The sequence below is a fragment of the Lutimonas halocynthiae genome, from assembly GCF_030409835.1.
Taxonomy (GTDB): domain Bacteria; phylum Bacteroidota; class Bacteroidia; order Flavobacteriales; family Flavobacteriaceae; genus Lutimonas; species Lutimonas halocynthiae.
The window spans coordinates 245,560-265,114 of record NZ_JAUFQO010000003.1 but is presented as its reverse complement, the minus strand read 5'-3'; the positions used below and the strand labels follow the sequence as shown (position 1 = coordinate 265,114).

Annotated in this window: 14 protein-coding genes; 5 read left to right on the top strand and 9 right to left on the bottom strand. The window is 35.9% G+C overall.

Going from position 1 to position 19,555, the window contains the following annotated elements; translation table 11 throughout:
* Positions 1-2: 2 nt before the first annotated feature.
* On the bottom strand, positions 3-686 hold the full coding sequence (locus tag QWY87_RS05685; RefSeq protein WP_290289330.1) for a rhomboid family intramembrane serine protease: 684 nt from the start codon (positions 684-686) through the stop codon (positions 3-5).
* A 130-nt stretch (positions 687-816) separates the two neighbouring features.
* On the opposite strand from QWY87_RS05685, the gene QWY87_RS05680 reads away from it, so the two are divergent.
* On the top strand, positions 817-2,091 hold the full coding sequence (locus tag QWY87_RS05680; RefSeq protein WP_290289328.1) for a replication-associated recombination protein A: 1,275 nt from the start codon (positions 817-819) through the stop codon (positions 2,089-2,091).
* A 13-nt stretch (positions 2,092-2,104) separates the two neighbouring features.
* Here the strand turns inward: QWY87_RS05680 and QWY87_RS05675 are convergent, their stop codons facing one another.
* The 8 genes from QWY87_RS05675 to radC all read right to left on the bottom strand — a co-directional run bounded on the left by QWY87_RS05675 (position 2,105) and on the right by radC (position 10,951).
* Complete coding sequence (locus tag QWY87_RS05675; RefSeq protein ID WP_290289325.1) at positions 2,105-3,097, bottom strand: hypothetical protein; 993 nt, start codon at positions 3,095-3,097, stop codon at positions 2,105-2,107.
* Between the two features lie 8 nt (positions 3,098-3,105).
* Positions 3,106-4,536 carry a DUF5723 family protein gene (locus QWY87_RS05670; RefSeq protein WP_290289323.1) on the bottom strand — a complete coding sequence of 477 codons (1,431 nt, stop codon included), beginning with the start codon at positions 4,534-4,536 and terminating at the stop codon, positions 3,106-3,108.
* Positions 4,537-4,613: 77 nt separating this feature from the next.
* Positions 4,614-5,294: a YjjG family noncanonical pyrimidine nucleotidase gene (locus QWY87_RS05665; RefSeq protein ID WP_290289319.1), complete on the bottom strand. Its 681-nt coding sequence runs from the start codon at positions 5,292-5,294 to the stop codon at positions 4,614-4,616.
* A 6-nt stretch (positions 5,295-5,300) separates the two neighbouring features.
* Positions 5,301-6,746, bottom strand: a complete 1,446-nt coding sequence (locus QWY87_RS05660; protein WP_290289316.1) for a lipopolysaccharide biosynthesis protein — start codon at positions 6,744-6,746, stop codon at positions 5,301-5,303.
* A complete protein-coding gene (locus tag QWY87_RS05655; RefSeq protein WP_290289312.1) occupies positions 6,733-7,929 on the bottom strand; it encodes a glycosyltransferase family 4 protein in 1,197 nt (398 codons plus the stop codon). The genes QWY87_RS05660 and QWY87_RS05655 overlap by 14 nt, the downstream gene beginning before the upstream one ends.
* 2 nt (positions 7,930-7,931) lie before the next feature.
* Positions 7,932-8,795: a GNAT family N-acetyltransferase gene (locus tag QWY87_RS05650; protein ID WP_290289309.1), complete on the bottom strand. Its 864-nt coding sequence runs from the start codon at positions 8,793-8,795 to the stop codon at positions 7,932-7,934.
* Positions 8,796-8,849: 54 nt separating this feature from the next.
* Complete coding sequence (locus tag QWY87_RS05645; RefSeq protein WP_290289307.1) at positions 8,850-10,172, bottom strand: polysaccharide deacetylase family protein; 1,323 nt, start codon at positions 10,170-10,172, stop codon at positions 8,850-8,852.
* A gap of 101 nt (positions 10,173-10,273) precedes the next feature.
* On the bottom strand, positions 10,274-10,951 hold the full coding sequence (radC, locus tag QWY87_RS05640) for a RadC family protein (protein ID WP_290289305.1): 678 nt from the start codon (positions 10,949-10,951) through the stop codon (positions 10,274-10,276).
* 140 nt (positions 10,952-11,091) lie between these two features.
* Between radC and trkA the strand changes: the two genes are divergently transcribed.
* The 4 genes from trkA (at position 11,092) to QWY87_RS05620 (ending at position 19,530) form a co-directional block, all read left to right on the top strand.
* On the top strand, positions 11,092-12,441 hold the full coding sequence (trkA, locus tag QWY87_RS05635) for a Trk system potassium transporter TrkA (RefSeq protein ID WP_290289302.1): 1,350 nt from the start codon (positions 11,092-11,094) through the stop codon (positions 12,439-12,441).
* Positions 12,442-12,447: 6 nt separating this feature from the next.
* Positions 12,448-13,959, top strand: coding sequence for a TrkH family potassium uptake protein (locus QWY87_RS05630; protein WP_290289299.1), 1,512 nt, complete (start codon positions 12,448-12,450; stop codon positions 13,957-13,959).
* Positions 13,960-14,069: 110 nt separating this feature from the next.
* Complete coding sequence (locus tag QWY87_RS05625; RefSeq protein WP_290289296.1) at positions 14,070-17,504, top strand: methylmalonyl-CoA mutase family protein; 3,435 nt, start codon at positions 14,070-14,072, stop codon at positions 17,502-17,504.
* Positions 17,505-17,592: 88 nt separating this feature from the next.
* A complete protein-coding gene (locus tag QWY87_RS05620) occupies positions 17,593-19,530 on the top strand; it encodes a CocE/NonD family hydrolase (protein ID WP_290289295.1) in 1,938 nt (645 codons plus the stop codon).
* The last annotated feature ends 25 nt before the right edge of the window (positions 19,531-19,555 follow it).

Sequence of the window (19,555 nt, the reverse complement as noted above, 5' to 3'; positions counted from 1 at the left end):
GCTTATTGGCTTTCTTCAACTGGTTCAGAGGGTGAAGACTTCTCTCTTTCACGTTCCTCAAATAATCGGTCAAATTCATCGGGCTCATATGTTTCCTTTTCCCAGTCATATTCTAATTTTTGAGGCCCTACTCGTCTGTAAAACACAGCAAAAATAATTCCTGCCACAAATCCGGATAAATGACCTTCCCAAGAAATGCTTTCTTTTACCGGGAATACATACCATACCATACTTCCGTAAAGGAATATGATCATTAAGGAAACAGCCACCAATCTGTAATTCTTCCTCAATATACCGCTCAAAAATATAAAGCTAAACAAGAAATATATAATACCACTTGCCCCAATATGATAAGATTTTCTGCCTATGATCCAGGTTAGTATCCCTGTTAATAAAGCGCCATATAAAAAAACCTTCCAGGCTATTCCTCTATAAAAATAAAACAAGCTAAAAAGCAACACAAAAAGCGGCGCAGAATTATGATATAAATGTTTTACGTCTCCATGGATAAAAGGAGAGAATAGGATTCCTTTTAATCCATAAAAATTGCGGGGATAAATCCCAAAAGTGTTAAAGTTATATCCATTTTTAACTTCAAACCAAAATACCAACCACAAAAAAACAACCAGGTATAAAGGCACTGCCAAAATCCAGGGTGAAAATTTAAATTGATTTTGATGCGTCATGTACAAGCAATTTATTGCTAAAATACAATAATCTTAAAAATCATTTTCATCTTCGCTATGATACTAAAATCTCATTAGATATTTCTAAATTCAATTATTAAGGTTTGGCATTTTAGTTTACTTTTACATCATGAACGAACCCTTGGCAGAAAGAATAAGACCTCGATCTCTTGACGAATATGTTAGTCAACAGCACCTTGTCGGCCCGGAAGGTGCGCTTACTTCTAATATAAAAAACGGTTTAATTCCATCTCTAATCCTATGGGGGCCTCCAGGCACTGGCAAAACAACATTAGCCAACATTATTGCAAAGGAATCCGGAAGACCTTTTTATTCGCTTAGTGCCATCAATTCTGGTGTTAAAGACGTGCGAGACATTATTGAAAAAGCAAAATCAAGCGGAGGACTTTTTACCCAGAGAAATCCCATTTTATTTATAGATGAAATTCATCGCTTTAGCAAGTCTCAACAGGATTCTTTGCTGGGTGCTGTTGAAAAAGGATGGGTCACTCTTATTGGAGCTACTACCGAGAACCCTAGTTTTGAAGTGATACCTGCCCTCCTATCCAGATGTCAAATCTACATCTTAAACGCTTTTGACAAAGACGATTTGGTTTCGTTGCTGCACAGGGCGATGAAAGAGGATCCCTATATATCCAAAAAATCTATAGACTTGGTCGAAACCGAGGCACTTTTGCAATTATCTGGAGGGGATGCCAGGAAACTACTCAATATTTTTGAACTGATCGTCAATTCTCAATCTGATGACATTAGCGTCACCAATGATTTGGTTTTGAGTAAAGTTCAAAAGAATACGGTTAGATACGACAAAACAGGTGAGCAGCACTATGATATTATTTCAGCATTTATTAAGTCAATTAGAGGCAGTGATCCGAATGGAGCCGTTTATTGGTTAGCAAGAATGATTGAAGGTGGTGAAGATGTGAAATTTATCGCCAGAAGACTTCTTATTCTCGCTTCAGAAGATATAGGTAATGCCAATCCAACCGCATTGATACTGGCTAATAATACGTTTCAGGCTGTTACGGTGATAGGAAATCCTGAAAGCAGGATCATTCTTAGTCAATGTGCCGTATACCTTGCCAATTCGGCCAAAAGTAATGCCTCCTATATGGCTATTAATAAAGCCCAGCAAATGGTTAAAAACACAGGAGATCTGTCAATTCCGATTCCTTTGAGAAATGCCCCTACTAAATTAATGAAGGAGCTCGACTATGGAAAAGAGTATAAGTATTCCCATGATTTTCCTGAGAATTTCATCGAACAGGAATTCCTTCCTGATGAAATCAAAAATAGCAAATTCTATGAGCCCGGAAATAATCCTAGGGAAAACCAATTTAGAGATGTTCTCAAAAAAAGATGGAAATCAAAATATAATTACTAACCTTTTAAGAAACTTATTTTACCTCGACGAAAGTCAAGGTTTCAAGTTTCCCATCTCGATACAAATCAATCTTTAAGTTACCGCTGTCATCAAAGTAAGCAGTAGTCTGATCAATTCCTTCGTCAGGTTTTTTCCATGACACCCTATATACATTTGGCAAAGACGACTTTTCGAACGTACCAATCAATTCTCCAGGCCTATATTTATCATTTCTGCTTTGGCTGACATAGGCTTGTAACTGGGCCCCCTGATTCACCAATAGAAATGAAATAGTGCCATTTTGAAAAGCACGGGCCACAACAGGTGCTTCAGTCTTTTCAACTTCTGGGTCAGCTTGTTTTGTTTCTTCCTTAATCACTAAAGGTACAGCAACAGGTGCGGCAGGTATAGCTGTACTAGTACTTTCTGGGCTCACTGACTTTTCAGTATTTGCCAAAGGTTCGGCGGCAACAGTTTCTTCTACTACCACATCTTTTTCCGAAACTCCCGTTGCAGCTATTGCAATCACTGCAAGCTCTTCAGTGGTTTCTGATGTATTTGCATCATCGGTATCTTTTACCAAAGGATAGGGCTCATATACATAATCAAGCTCCTGAATGGATACAAAACATTTTTTAAGCGCATCTATATACGTTTTGTTATAATCTTTTATTTTACTCCTTCCTTCAACACTTTTAAATACAACATCCCGTCCACAGTTTTCTAAAACAAGAAAAATTTTAGTTGTGAAAGCACTTGATTCATCAAGAACATTTGCAGTTAACCCCAAACATGGATTTGACTTGAGATCTTCTGGATAATCATCTCCGCTATAAAATACCTGATAACCCTCCTTATCAAAGAGAAATTTAGTAAATGAATTTACCCTATATTGATTCTCTTCCTTCAAAAAATCAAATTGTTTTGGCACAACTATATACTTATATGGGTTTAATTCATTCTGCGCATAAGCGTTGAAAACCCAAACTGAAATTAGTATTGTGAGTGCTATTTTTTTTAAATCCATTGTCAGTGTTACTTAAAGATAAAGTTCATCCCAAATTGAAATGATTGATAGTTACTATTCTTTATTGAGGGCAAAGCTACTAAATTATCAATTGTGGCATAAAAATTAAAACTCTTTATATGTGTTGACAAGCCAAAACCAATATTATAAAAGGAAAATTTATCAACAGTGTAGGTGGCCTTTAAGGATAGATATTTATTTAATTCTCTTGAATAGAAAGCTGTTACCGCCCAGACAGGATACTTTGGTCTAAATGCGGTATAAATCTGCATACCAAAACTGGTTGTTAAATAATCAGATAAAAGATCGGCCCTTACATTACGGAAAGCCGAATTTGGTTGTTTTACCTTCCTTCTTTTGTCATAACGAACTGAAGCATTTAACTTAGGTGACCTGGAATAAGAAAATTTCTCTTCACCTGTAATCAAGGGCAACTCATTTGACAAATATTTCGTTGTCCAATAATCCAATTCATTTCCACTAGGATCATAATAATCATCTGAAGCTATTTGAGCATCTTCAAAATCTAGTGTAGTCAATTTGTGTTGAAATGACATGATACCCAGGTCAAGTAGACTTCCTGTAAAACTCAGTTCTTTGCTGTGCTTATACGTAAAACCCAAGTCTATGGCCGCTCCCAAGCTACCATTCATAAAAAATAATCCTGCTATTAATTCTTTTGTAGAACCTACATCTTCACTTAGATCAAAAGAATCCAATAGGCCCGCAGTATTCATACGAACATTTATCTCCTCAAAATTATGAAGATAAGGTTCATTTGATAACGGATCATACCCGAGATGATATGTTCCCTCATTATTTGTTGTTTCGAGTCCTAAAGACCCAGATAATATCTTTAACCTTCCTCCTATATTTAACTTCTCATTGACTCTTTTGCTAATACCAGCATGGAAGACTCCAACAAGTTCGAATACTGTATTCACATGAGAAGCTGTATAATCCTCTCCAAACTCAGGACTACCATTTTGGTCTTGATCATCACCATTAAAAAAAATATTTCCAAAGTCTTTAGGATAACTAGAGAAGCCGTCAGTTTGCTGGTACATCCCAAAACTCAAATAGTACTTGGGGTTTTTTAATCTTAACCCCGCATTGAGAAGTTCTACTTCTTGATGAAATAGAAATATTTCATTATCATTTAAACCTAAATCATGTAAGTTTCTTATTATATCCCCAGAATCTTCAGTTCCCTCTTTAAGATTATTATAATTGATGTCTCTACTGGAAGATCCTGCCACAGCATATACATTAGATAGCAGCGGTACACCAAAATGCTTGTCATAATCAACCACCGCACCGGGATTAAGCATTAAGGTTTGAGGTAACTGATCAAAACCATACAAAATCTGCATGTTTTGAGAGGTAGCACTTGCACATAACAAGAACAACATAAGGTATGTACAGTATGTTTTGACCATGAGGGGAAATCTAGTATTCTTATTCACAACAAGTGATAAATATACATTTATTTTCTTACTTGGCTTAATTAGGAATTTTACAGAAAATTTTTTAATTCAAGAAGATTCTCAACAGAAGAAACCTCTTCTGTAGCACTTTCACCGTTAAACTTGCAAAAAATAACCTGCATTCCCATATTCTTTGCTCCTAAAATATCAGCTTCAAAATTATCTCCTATCATAACACTTTCTCCATTCACTGCACCCGTAATATCTAGAGCATATTCAAATATTCTTGGGTTCGGTTTTTTAACGCCCACCTTTTCTGAAGTAATTATTTCATCAAAAAATGGCAATAGATTAGAGTTTTTAAGTTTTCTGTGCTGTACTTCCTCAAAACCGTTAGTGATAATATGCATCTTATATTTAGGTTGCAAATATTCCAACACCGGGATGGCATTTTCAAACAAGGCATTATGATTTGCCAAATAAGTAATATACTCTTCCGAAAGTAAATGAATCAGCTCATCATCTGACTTAAAATCAATGGCCTGAAAAGCTTCTTTTAGCCTACCATAGCGCAATTGAGATTTAGTCACTTTATCCTCTCTAAATAGCTTCCAGTAGCGATGATTTATAGGTTGGTACACCTCTATAAAATCATTGAATTTTATTTCCAATCCATTCTTATCAAAGATATAAGAAAATGTCTTTTTTGAATTTGCCTCGAAATCCCATAAGGTATGGTCCAGATCGAAAAAAATATGTTTTATATGCATGAGGATTTAGTTTGAAGCTAAGTTGATGTTTAAAATTGATTTTCTAAAAATAAGAAAATACGTCAACAAAAATACAAGTCCGAGGCTTAATCGAAAACCCAATTGAAACTTTGTTTGATTAGCGATTGCGAAATACACCAAAAACTGACAACTCAAAAGAGCCACTATTTTATAAAACACCTGTCGTTTTTCCTTTGAAATACTCAAAAGCGGTTTGTCATTGATATATAAAAGAGTAAGCATAAACATATAAGATATTAGCGTTGTATAGGCCGCCCATTGATATCCAAACCTATTGACCAGAATAAAATTTAATGAGATATTCAGCAAGGCAGTTGATACAGCAATCATTCCTAATTTCTTTAATTGATCAGAGAATTTTAATCGCAGCTCGAAGAAGTTAGAGAAGCCATGAATAAAAGTTGCTAAAAATATATAAGGCATCATTACATAGCCCCCTCTGAATGCTTCACCCAGCAATATGCTCGCCAGATCCTTTGAAAATAATGCTAAATAAAACACCACGGGAATGCCCAGTAAAACAAATGGAAACATATAACGCTGCATAGCTACCAAAGCGCCTTTAAAATCAGATTCAAGCCGTCTGAGTAATGTAGGGTTAATGGTATTAAAATAAACGGTGCTTAGCGCCATGATAGATAGTTGAGAAATTTTAGCGACCTGATCATAAATACCAACCTCCTCTAAATCATGGTATAAAGCAATAATATAACGATCACTATAAGTTATACTGAGTAGGCTTAGGTTTAATATCAGTCCAACGCTTCCATATGACAGTAATTGACTTATGACAGGCCTGTTTATTTTATGGAGATCTAACTCAAATTTTGCCGGATTTGACACTGCTAAAATGGCTACAGATATGATATCAATAATGGCCAAACTGCTCACCAAGGCAATAATTCCTTGATCATAGTAAAAAACGAGTAGTAAAGCCAGGCCAAGACCTAGTATAGATTTAAGTCCGTGAAAAATTGTATAAAACCCAGATCTTCCTGTTAAGCGAATCACGACCATGTATCCAAGGAATAATTGATTGAATACAAGTTGCAAAAATGAAAACAGAATTAATTCCTTTATCATTTCATCATGAACACTTTGATGCCAGCCCAAAGAAATAATCGCCAAAACAAATAGTGAGCCGCCAAAAAGAACGAATAGATTTGTATAAAGAATATGCAATTCTTCTGACTCCTTATACCTGCTAAAATAACGCCAAAGGCATGAACTTATCCATGAAAAGAGTATCATTCCTAAAAATGCAAAGGTAATACTGACAAGACCCAATTCACCATAAGATGCTTTATCAAAATGTCTCGTAAAAATGGGTGTCTTCACAAACCCTATAAGCATCGGAACCAAGGATCCAATAAAGTACCATAGGAAATCCTTCCTAAATGTAGAAACCTTATATGCCTTATCTTCTTGCATCAAGAGCAGTTTTATAATAACCTAGTAATTTTTCAAATTCCAGTTCCCATCTATATTTTGATCTTGCAGCACTCCTGCCGTTTTGACTAAATTTCATGAATAATTTTTCGTCTTCAAGAACCGTAATTATGGCTTTGGCCACCCCTTCAGTATCATTTGGCGCCACAGCAATTCCGCAAGCATCTTTTTGAATATAATCTTTCATATGTCCAAAATCACTTCCTATAACAGGTAATCCAAATGCCATATATTCAAATATCTTGATAGGCATACTCACTTCAAAGGTTTTTACCTTTTGCAATAAAACCAAACCAATTTTACTTTTGTTATAATATCCTGCAACGTCTCGATATGGAACTGCAGCATGTAGTGTTATATTTTCAATTAAACCTTCCTTAATCAGTAAGTCAGTCATCTGTTCCTTTAGGGATGAAGGATAGTAGTTTCCGATAAATAGTGCTTTGATTTTCGGAAGATGCTCTTTTACCTTTTTTATCGCCTTGATCATTTCAAATGCACCTCTCAGCTCTGTAATGGCCCCGCAATAAATCAAATCATAGTATTTTTCGTTAGAGGCAACATCTTTTGCATATTCAATCATATCTGAATAATTATACAAAACGACAGCTCTTTTCTCTCCGATTTTTTTTGCAAAATTTCTTTGAACTGTAGCTTCATTGGCAATCACTAAATCATAATGACTTGCCTGCCGCTTTTCCCATGAATCAAGCCTGGAGGCAAAGGCTTTTAATAGCCAGGGAAATGATGTTTTTACATATGATACATAATCATCAGCATACGGTTCCCTTGCATCATAAAACACAACTGGTTGATGTGCAAGATTCTTAAGTTTTGGCCCCAACCTGTTTATCCATAAATCATGAAAATGATAGATATCTGCTTTTAAAGCTTTTACTTCTTTGAATAATAATGCGTAATTATTATAAGGATTCAATCTTTTAAGAACAAAATTCAAAAACCTATTACTCGAAAAGGATTTTATTTTAAACATTTTAAAATGAACTCCTTCCTCTGTAGTCCCCTTTTTACTGGTATTTCCTATAAGAAAATAATGAACCTGAAATCCTCTTTTAACTAAAGGTACAGCCATTTTCCAATAGATCCTGTCATCGTAAAGATCATGACGGTCAGCTAAAAAACAAATGGTTGTACTTTCACGCATCCTTAGAATATTCTTTTTTTATAATAACTGTAGTGTTCAGCTTTTGCACCAAAACTTTGATAAAATTTTTCAACACCGCTCACCATCGAACCCTCAAAATCTAATACAAGCTCCTGGGTTTGATAATCTTTTATTAATTCATTGATAATATAAGTTGGGATATGTAATTTCTTTGCCTGATCATCCGCAAGTGGAACCAAATAAGTTATTCGGTTTTTATCTTTTAACCAGATCAATCCGGCAATAAAAACCCCATCCTTAAGGACATTCCAAACATTTACCTTTCCACTACTTATTTGACATAGGCAATTCAACTTGTCAATTGACTGATCCAAGACATCATAAGATTTATTCAACTTTTTATAATGAGATAGAAAAATGTCTGCACTACCTTTCTTTTCGATAACATACTCTTTGAAACAATTTTTACTTATTCTTTTCCGGTTGGTGTTATAATGCTTCTTTATCTCTTCAAAACTTTGATCAAGAGAGAGTAAATAATTTCTCTTTAAAACAGATGTAAGGTTAGGCAACTTATTATCGGCATTGAATTGATAATCTATCCAGCGAATCTTTTTCGGTATTGCTTTTAGAAAGGACTTAATTCTATTTTCATCGATTAGGTCATTTGAAAACAATCCTAATTGCTGAACCCATGATGGCATGTAGATATAGGGAATACCATATTTCACCCTCATTGGAAGTGGCATAACAAAATCGTAATCTCCTTCTATAAGTAGATCCCATCGATCACATGTACAGTCCAGATACCAACTGTAAGCATATATCCTGCTCGCTTGTGACTTCTCTATACAGCGGTCGTACTTGATTCTATCTATGCGTTTAGCTGGAATGTACCTGATCATAAACTAAATTATTATGCTTCTATCAAAACGAAGCTTAAAGATTTCAAGGAAAGATCATAAAACCTTACTCAATTCTATAAGAAGACTTTCATAGACCCTGCCCCAGCCTCTCCATCTGCCAGATCCACCCACTGATTCGTTATGAAAAATAGTGATAAATGTGCCATCCACTTTTCGAACCTCCTTGGCTAATTTCATCATCGTATTAAAAGCTCTTTTAGGTGTGAAATTTAAATAATCCTTAAGGGTAGCATCCATAACTGCAAAAGGAAAAACTTTTAATGGGGTTTGAATTTCAAAATCCAGATCATAAAAATAAAAGGGGGTACATGTACTGGCTCTAAATCCGTAATGAGAAGCATAGCCCATTGAATATTCCTCTGCTATTTCAAGATCTACTAAATGCTGATAGGTTTCTGGCACTTCAATTCTTAAATAATGCTGCCTTGATCTTGTAATAGGAAAATTAACAATGCTCTCGAGTATTTCTTTTTCCTTTTTGATCTTTAATTCATTCTTCATGCTGAAATAGGATGGATGTATACCAACTTTCACATAATCAGCAATATCCTTAATCAGTAATTTATAGCTTGTATTTCCAGGTGAAATATTCTTATCGAATGTACTGTATTCACCAAGCAAAAAGAAAAATATCGTATTGATACCGTATTTCTTTTTCATCAACAACAGTTTCTTATACATGTCAAAAGGATCCCTTCGAATATTAAAGATGACTAAAAAGCGCAACCAGATATTGGGGATGTTAAATTGGGTCAAATCCTTAAAAATTCCACCGACGCTTCTTGTAAACCCTTTGTGCTTAAACTGGTAAGCATTATCAATGTCAATCGTTGAGATATAAGTGAATTTTCTTTTTGAACTCTTCAGATCATCTCTGTAGTTCTCAAAATGAAGCATTAATACATCCCTGAACTTATAGGCCCACATATCAATTACCGGCTGATCCAGAAATTTATTCTGATAAGCAAGACTCTCCGACGCAGGAAATCGCTCGTATTGATCTTTCACATGAGGTAAATATTCTTCATAACGACTTATCAAATAAAAGCTGGCTGCAAAAATATCACAAGGCACTTCTGCTGAAACATTTGTTTGAAAGAAACAAGGTGCCTCCCCCCATTTAACCATGTTAATATCGATATAATCGATACCTTGATTAAACATTAAATCATTGCTCTTTACAAATAACTCACTGCCTAAAGCTTGCTTGGTATAAGAAAATTTAGGCCCATCATGCCCGATAAATTCCTCTATCTTATTCGTGAAATTTACTTCAATATTAAGAATCCTAATAAATATATGTCTGAAGGTATAAGTTAACCTCGGCGTTATCTTATGGGTATAAACTAAGAGCATGTTTGGATCGTTTGTCTAACCAAATGTAAACTATATAAAGCGTATTATAAAATCTCTTTTACAAAAGAGAAATTCAGATTGAATCAATTAAAAAACAAATCTTATAAACGGCCCTCATCGGCAAAACTAAAGAAGGATTTCTCCGTTATGATCACATGGTCTAAGATTTTGACATCTAATAAATTAGCCCCCTTTATTATTTTTTTTGTCAGCATCATATCCGATTGACTGGGCTTTAAATTTCCAGAAGGATGGTTATGGCAAAGAATAATGCTAGTTGCTCCTATTTCAAGCGCTTTTTTATAAATAAGCCTTACATCCACAAGAGTAGCTGTAATACCACCAATACTTAGCTGCCATTTGTATTTCAATTTATTAGCGTTATTCAAGAGTAAAATCCAAAATTCTTCATGATCCAGATCGCCTAATATTGGTTGCATCAAATCAAAGACAGATTGCGAACTACTAAGTTTGGATGCTTTAATAACATTTTGGTTTCGCTGCCTTCTACCTAATTCAAGAGCTGCAATAATAGTCAAAGCCTTTACTTTGCCAATTCCTCTGAATTTCATGAGTTTATGAACGCTTAACCTTGATAAGTCGCTTAAACTATAGTCAGTGTTTGACAATATTTTTCTCGATATGCATAAGGCAGTTTCTTTTTGATTCCCTGAGCCAATCAATATGGCTAAAAGCTCGGTGTCAGACAATGCCAATCGTCCATTCAAAAACAATTTCTCTCGTGGCCGTTCTTGTTCACTCCAATCTTTAATGATCATTTCTTTTATTCTTTATTGTCATTTTAGTCTGAAGATCAACCCGCAGATATAAAAGAAATATAATACATTTGTATATTCAATAATTTGAATTCCAATCTGATTATTCTTTTTATTGAAAATGTTCAATCAATAAATCTTAAATGAAAATAATTATTGCCGGGGCAGGAGAGGTTGGATTTCACTTGTCGAAATTGCTTTCCTACGAATCGCATGAGATCATTCTTATCGACCAAGACAAAGACAGACTGCTTTATGCTGATTCTAAACTTGACATAAAAACCCTGCAGCAAGATGCTACCTCTATTCAGGCATTAAAAGATGCGAACATTGAAAATTCTGACCTTTTTATAGCTGTAACCTCCTCAGAAACAACCAATATTACCGCTTGTGTCATTTCTAAAAAACTTGGAGCGAAAAAAACAATCGCGAGAATTAGCAATTCCGAATTTACGGATAGCAAAAATTCAATAGACTTTTCGGAATTAGGAATTGATGAATTGATTTCTACAGAAGAATTAGCCACAAGTGAAATCAAGTTGCTCTTAGAAAAAGTAACTTTTAGTGAAACACACGAATTCGAAGAAGGCAAGCTCACCATGGTAGCCATGACCATTTCAAAATCTGCTCCTTTTGTTGGAAAATCAGTGATGGAAGCGGCCAGTATTTACGCCGGCATCAACTTTATGCCCGTTGCCCTAAAAAGAAAAAACACCTCCGAAACAATCATTCCGAGAGGAGATACTGTCTTTGGTGTAGGTGACCAGATTTATTTTATCACTTTGGAAAAAGGAGTTGAGGAACTCAACAAATTATCTGCTGTTAAGAAGAAACAGATCAAAAACGTATTAATTCTAGGTGGAAGTAAGATAGGAGAAAAAACTGCTCGAGATCTTTGCGGTAAAAATCTCAACATAAAACTAATTGAATACAATAAGAAACGAGCCATTGAACTTGCAGAACTCCTGCCCAATGCCTTAATAATATATGGTGATGGCCGAGACGTAGAATTACTTGAAGAAGAAAATGTTTCAGAAATGGATGCTGTGGTAGCTGTTACGGGAAGGTCAGAAACCAATATCATGTCTTGCCTTGTAGCGAAATCAAAAGGAGTAGATCGAACCGTTGCACTTGTTCAAAACGTCGATTATTTTAGTTTAAGTAAGAATATTGGAATCGATACGCTCATCAACAAAAAACTTCTGGCTGCTAACAGTATCTTTAGATATATCAGAAAAGGCGATGTTTTAGAAATGACGATTCTAAATGACGTCAATGTAGAAATTCTCGAATTCAATGCCCCTAAAAATTCTAAAATCACCAAGAAAAGCATCAAGGATCTTAAGTTTCCCAGAAATGCTATTATTGGCGGAATTATCAGAAACAATACAGGCATGATTCCTTTAGGAGATTTCCAGATTCAGGAAAATGATAAAGTAGTGGTTTGCTGCTTCCCAAAAACTATTTCAAAAGTTGAGAGATTCTTTAACTGATCCTAGATGAAAAAATTCAATTTTAAGATCATACTTCAACTCATGGGAATTCTTCTCCTGTTCAACGGAGGATTTATGCTCATTTCAGGCCTGGTTAGCTGGTATTTTGATGATGGGGCTATCAAGGGAATTCTTTTGGCAGGAGGCGTCACTGTTATAATTGGTCTTATTTTACGTTTTATTACCAAAGGGTTTGAGAAAAAAATAAAAAAAAGAGAAGGTTATCTCGTTGTTACTTTGGGTTGGATTACCATGTCATTATCAGGGGCCTTACCCTATATGTTCACCGGAGCAATTCCCTCCTTTACCGATGCTTTTTTCGAAACCATGTCTGGATATACAACTACCGGGGCATCTATTATGAACAACATTGAAATTATGCCTCAAAGCATTCTGTTTTGGCGAAGTACAACGCATTGGATAGGAGGCATGGGAATCATAGTGCTCGCCATTGCAATTCTGCCATTACTTGGTATCGGTGGTATGCAGATGTTTGCTGCTGAAGCACCAGGGCCGTCGGCTGATAAATTGCATCCGAGAATTACCGATACGGCAAAAAGACTATGGTTTCTTTATTTCGGGCTCACACTAACCGAGGCTATTTTATTGAAATTTGCCGGAATGGGCTATTTCGATGCAATAAATCATGCCATGAGTACCCTGTCAACAGGAGGATTTTCTACTAAAAATGCCAGTGTTGCACACTGGAATGACCAGCCCTTAATACAATATATTATTATCTTTTTTATGTTCGTAGCGGGTACGAATTTTGTTCTAAGCTATTATGCTGTCAAAGGTGATTTTACTAAATATCGAAAAAACGAAGAGTTTAGGTATTATTTCGCAAGTATCATCGTAATTACGGTGATGGTAACTTTGGCTATTTATTTTTATGCCAGTGTATCTATTGACCCTACCGATATCCAAGTCATCGCGCATCCGCAGATATTCGGTCCGTTTGAAAGCGCTTTTAGGCATGCCTTATTTCAGGTTCTTGCTGTGATTACCACAACGGGTTTTGTATCAGCCGATTTTACAATTTGGACTCCTTTTTTAAGCGTTATGTTTTTTATCATGATGTTTTTAGGAGCCTCTGCAGGATCTACGGCTGGTGGGGTAAAATTCATGCGTCATATCATTATGGTAAAAAATGGCTTCCTTGAATTCAAAAGAAGTTTACATCCCAATGGTATCGTTCCGGTTCGTTATAGCGGCAAACCTGTTACACGAGGCATTGTATTTAATATCATGGCCTTTTTCATTCTATACTTGATCATATTTGCTATTGGCTCTTTGGTGTTTAGTTTTATGGGTATTGACTTTATGACTTCGGTCGGCGCTGCGGCATCCTCCCTAGGGAATGTAGGCCCGGCCTTTGGAGACTTAAGCCCAGTAAATAATTATGCCAGCTTGCCTCCATTTGGAAAGTGGTGGTCAGCCCTTTTGATGCTTTTTGGAAGGCTTGAATTATTTACAGTATTGATAATATTTACTCCTTATTTTTGGAGAAACAACTAAGCTTTTATATATAAGCCCTCCTTTTTTTAGAACCTTTCAATTAGGTTCGTATTCGTCTTAGGTTTATTTTGTAAAATCAGTAACTTGCACACTAGAAATTACATCTATTTATGAAGATCGCTAAGCCCTATATCCCTCAAAACAAAATTCGTATTGTTACTGCAGCCTCCTTATTTGACGGGCACGATGCTGCCATTAATATCATGCGTAGGATTATACAATCTACCGGTGTAGAGGTAATTCATTTAGGGCATGACAGAAGTGTGGATGAAGTAGTCAACACGGCTATACAGGAAGATGCTAATGCTATTGCCATGACTTCATATCAAGGAGGTCACAATGAATACTTCAAATACATGTATGACCTTCTGCAGGAAAAAGGAGGTGGTCATATTAGAATATTCGGCGGCGGCGGCGGTGTGATCTTGCCTAAAGAAATTGAAGCCTTGATGGAATATGGCATCACAAGAATCTACTCTCCTGATGATGGTAGAAAAATGGGCCTACAGGGAATGATCAATGACATGATCCAAAAATGCGATTTTGACCCATCAAAACTGCCCGGTCTGGATGGAAATCTTGGAGATAAACTTCAAAACAATGAGAGTCCAGCCATAGCTCGATTAATCTCTTTGGCTGAAAACCAACCCGAAGCTTTTGATAAAAAGTTTCAAATGATTGCTAAAACCAATCAAAAAACACCGGTTTTAGGTATTACAGGAACCGGAGGCGCCGGAAAATCTTCATTGGTAGATGAACTGGTTAGAAGATTTCTAACCGACTTTCCAAAGAAAAATATTGGTATTATTTCTGTTGATCCGTCAAAAAGAAAAACCGGAGGAGCCCTTTTAGGAGATAGAATAAGAATGAATTCAGTTAATAATGACAGGGTTTATATGAGATCTCTTGCCACACGGCAATCTAATCTGGCCTTGTCTAAACACGTGAACGAGGCTGTTAATATTCTTAAGGCATCTTCATTCGATCTTATCGTATTGGAAACATCTGGGATTGGACAATCTGATACAGAGATCCTCGATCATTCTGACTTGTCATTATATGTTATGACTCCTGAATATGGTGCAGCAACTCAGTTGGAAAAAATTGATATGCTTGATTTTGCTGATTTAATTTCCCTAAATAAATTTGATAAAAAAGGAGGCTTAGACGCCCTAAGGGATGTTAAAAAACAATTCCAAAGAAACCATCACCTTTGGGAAGAACCTGTTGAAAACATGCCCGTATTTGGCACAATAGCCTCTCAATTTAATGATCCTGGCACCAATAATCTGTATAAGAGCATCATCGATAAATTAGATACTATTTCTGAGAATGACTTTAATACTTCTATGGTATCAAGCGCTGACCAAAGTGAAAAACAATTTATTATTCCACCGAAAAGAGTACGATATCTATCAGAAATATCTGATATGAATACGAATTACGATAATTGGAGTAAAGAACAAAGTGACATTGCTCAAAGGCTTTATGGTATTTACCTTACACTTGAAAACCTGACAGGGTCAAAAGTAAAAGTTGATAGCAGCGGACTAAATATTATAAAGGATGAATCAAGCTCTGAAGATGAAAACACACTACTGAGTGAAGTTCTTCTCAAAGAATTTTCAAAGGTCAAAATGAATCTTACCGCCCACAACTGGGAGCATATAGTTGGTTTTGAAGAAAAAAAACAAGCCTATAAAAATGAAATTTTTAAATTTAAAGTCAGAGATAAGGTCATTGAAATAAAAACACATGCCACCTCTCTTTCTCAGCTAAAAATTCCTAAAATATCCTTACCCAAATACAAAGCCTGGGGTGATCTGCTATTGTGGATCCTACAAGAAAACCTTCCTGGTGAATTTCCATTTACTGCCGGGATTTATCCTTTTAAAAGAACCGGGGAAGATCCTACCAGAATGTTTGCTGGTGAAGGAGGGCCTGAAAGAACGAATCGCAGATTTCATTATGTAAGTCTCAATGCCCCGGCAAAAAGACTTTCCACAGCTTTTGATTCTGTAACACTTTATGGACATGATCCGGATCACCGTCCTGATATCTACGGAAAAATAGGTAATGCAGGTGTATCTGTTTGCTGTCTGGATGATGCAAAAAAATTATATTCAGGCTTTGAGCTTACCAATCCATTGACTTCTGTATCGATGACCATCAATGGGCCCGCACCGATGTTATTGGGCTTCTTCATGAATACTGCTGTCGACCAGGAATGCGAAAAATATATTCAGGCCAATAAGCTTGAAAAAGAGGTGGAATCTAAAATCAAAACTATTTATAAGGAAAAAGGAGTAGAAAGACCTCGTTACCAAGGTGAACTACCTGAAGGCAATAACGGGCTAGGACTCATGTTACTTGGTGTTTCTGGAAATGAAGTATTACCTGAAGCCATTTATTCGAAGATTAAAAAAGAGACGCTTTCAAAAGTTCGGGGTACAGTGCAAGCAGATATTCTTAAAGAAGATCAAGCACAAAATACCTGTATTTTTTCTACAGAATTTGCCCTAAAAATGATGGGGGATGTTCAACAATATTTCACTGACAACCTCATCAGAAATTTTTACTCGGTTTCTATTTCAGGTTATCATATTGCAGAGGCAGGAGCCAATCCTATTTCACAACTGGCATTCACCTTATCCAATGGCTTTACTTATGTTGAATATTACTTGAGCAGAGGTATGGATATCAATAAATTTGGGCCTAATTTATCCTTTTTCTTTTCGAATGGTACAGACCCGGAATACGCGGTAATTGGACGCGTTGCGAGAAGAATCTGGGCCAAAGCAATGAAGCTTAAATACGGCGCGAATGAAAGGGCGCAGATGTTAAAATACCATATTCAGACTTCCGGAAGATCTTTACATGCTCAAGAGATAGATTTCAATGATATCAGAACAACCTTACAGGCGCTTTATGCCATCTATGACAATTGTAATTCTCTTCATACTAATGCGTATGATGAAGCCATTACAACTCCAACTGAAGAGTCAGTGAGAAGGGCTATGGCTATTCAATTGATCATCAATAAAGAACTTGGTTTAGCCAAAAATGAAAATCCCTTACAAGGTTCTTTTATAACAGAAGAATTAACGGATCTCGTTGAAGAAGCTGTTTATTTAGAATTTGATAAGATCACTGAAAGAGGTGGTGTATTAGGTGCTATGGAAACCATGTACCAACGATCAAAAATTCAAGAGGAAAGCCTCTATTATGAAGAACTCAAACACAATGGTGAAATAGAAATCGTTGGAGTCAATACTTTTTTAAATAGTAAAGGTTCGCCAACTGTGCTACCTCAAGAAGTTATTCGCGCCACAGAAAAAGAAAAACAATATCAAATTAGTGTCATCGAGAACCTTCATAAGGCCAATAAAAATAATGCTGAAGCCGAAATTTCTAAATTAAGAGAAGCTGCCATACATAACGAAAATATTTTTGAACAACTCATGGAGGCAACAAAGGTTTGTACCTTAGGGCAGATAACAACAGCCTTGTTCAAAGTTGGTGGTCAATATCGACGTAATATGTAATGAAAATTATTGTATCATCGGAATATCCGGTTAATCCAATTTAGAGTTTATATTAATTTGTAGATTTACCAATTAATTTACTACCTCAATGAAAAGATTATTATCTATGCTAGTGCTTTTGGCACTTAGCAGTTATGCCCTTACTTCGTGCACAGAAAACAATCAAAATGAAGATCCTGAACTCAAGATTCAAAGCACCTATGTAAAGGATCATTTTGACAAAAAAGAAGTAAGCATAAAAATGCGAGATGGCATTAGTTTGCACACTACGATTTACTCCCCAAAAGACAAATCCAAAGCGTATCCAATTGTTTTGAAAAGGACCCCTTATAGCTGTAAACCTTATGGTGAAAATGAATATCCAGCAGCCGTAGGACCCAATAAATATATGATGGAAGATGGCTATATTGTAGTCTACCAGGATGTAAGAGGCAGGTGGATGAGTGAAGGAACTTATGACAATATGAGGGCCTATATCCCGAATAAAAAAACAGATCAAGACATAGATGAAAGCTCAGACACTTTTGACACAATCGATTGGCTTGTTAATAATGTAGATAACAATAATGGCAATGTTGGCACCTGGGGTATCTCCTATCCCGGCTTCTATTCAACCTACTCTACAATTGATGCCCACCCGGCACTTAAAGCCGCTTCTCCACAAGCTTGTATCGGAGATTTCTTTTTTGATGATTTCCATCATAATGGGGCTTATTTATTGAGTTATTTCAGAGCAACTGCACTTTTTGGGACACCAAAAGACCAGCCTACTGACACAGCCTGGTATAAAACACCTGATCTAAAAACGCAAGATCAATACCAGTTCTTTTTAGATGCCGGACCTTTGAGCAACTTGAATAAGTACTTTCAATATGAAAATATAGACCAACCTGGATTGAGAAAAGATGACATCGTCGACGACTTTTTTTGGCAGGAACTAATTGACCATCCCAATTACGATAGTGTATGGCAGAAAAAAGGAATTATTCAGCATTTAAAGAATATCAAGCCTTCGGTAGCGACTATGGTTGTGGGAGGTTGGTTTGATGCCGAAGACCTTTACGGGCCTTTGGAAACTTACAAAACTATTGAAGCGAATAATCCTGATAATTATAATACAATGGTTTTTGGACCATGGGATCATGGTGCCTGGGCTAGAAATAAGACTCAAAATACAGTAGGAAACTATTATTTTGGTGATTCGATTTCAGACTTTTTCCAGCAAAACATAGAAACGCATTTTTTTGAACATTTTCTAAAAAATAACGGCGACCACAATTCAGGATTGCCTGAGGCTTATGTTTATGATTCAGGTAAAAAAAGCTGGAAAACCTATGATAGCTGGCCTCCTTCAAATGTATCAAAACAAAATTTTTATTTAAGTGCAGACCAGAATTTGTCGACTGAGCAAAGTGCTGAAACAAAAATCTCTTTTATAAGCGATATTAAAAGACCTGTACCTTATTCAGAAGATATTAAAACAGTATTCACGCCAAGAAAATACATGACTGATGACCAAAGATTTGCGGCCAGAAGACCTGATGTATTGGTTTTTGAAACGGAAGTATTAGAAGAGGATTTAACAATGGCAGGAGATATCCTTGCAAAATTAGTTGTATCCACTACTGGTACAGATGCTGACTGGATTGTCAAAGTGATTGACGTGCATCCTGCCGAGATGAAAAACAACAATGAAGGTTTACAAGGTCATCTTAAAATGAGTAACTACCATTTAATGGTTCGAAGCGAAGTGATGAGGGGTAAATTTAGAAATAGCTTTATTAGTCCTGAACCATTTACGCCAGGTGAAAAAACAAAGGTGAATATCAAATTACAAGACGTTTTTCACACCTTTAAAAAGGGTCATAAATTACAAGTGCAAGTGCAAAGTACTTGGTTTCCATTGATTGATTTAAATCCTCAAACCTTTGTTCCCAATATATTTAAGGCCAAAGAGAGTGATTTTAAAACCCAGACCCATACTGTATATTCATCTTCTGCGATAGAATTCACCCTATTGAAATGACTTATTAATTAGGATTGATTTAACA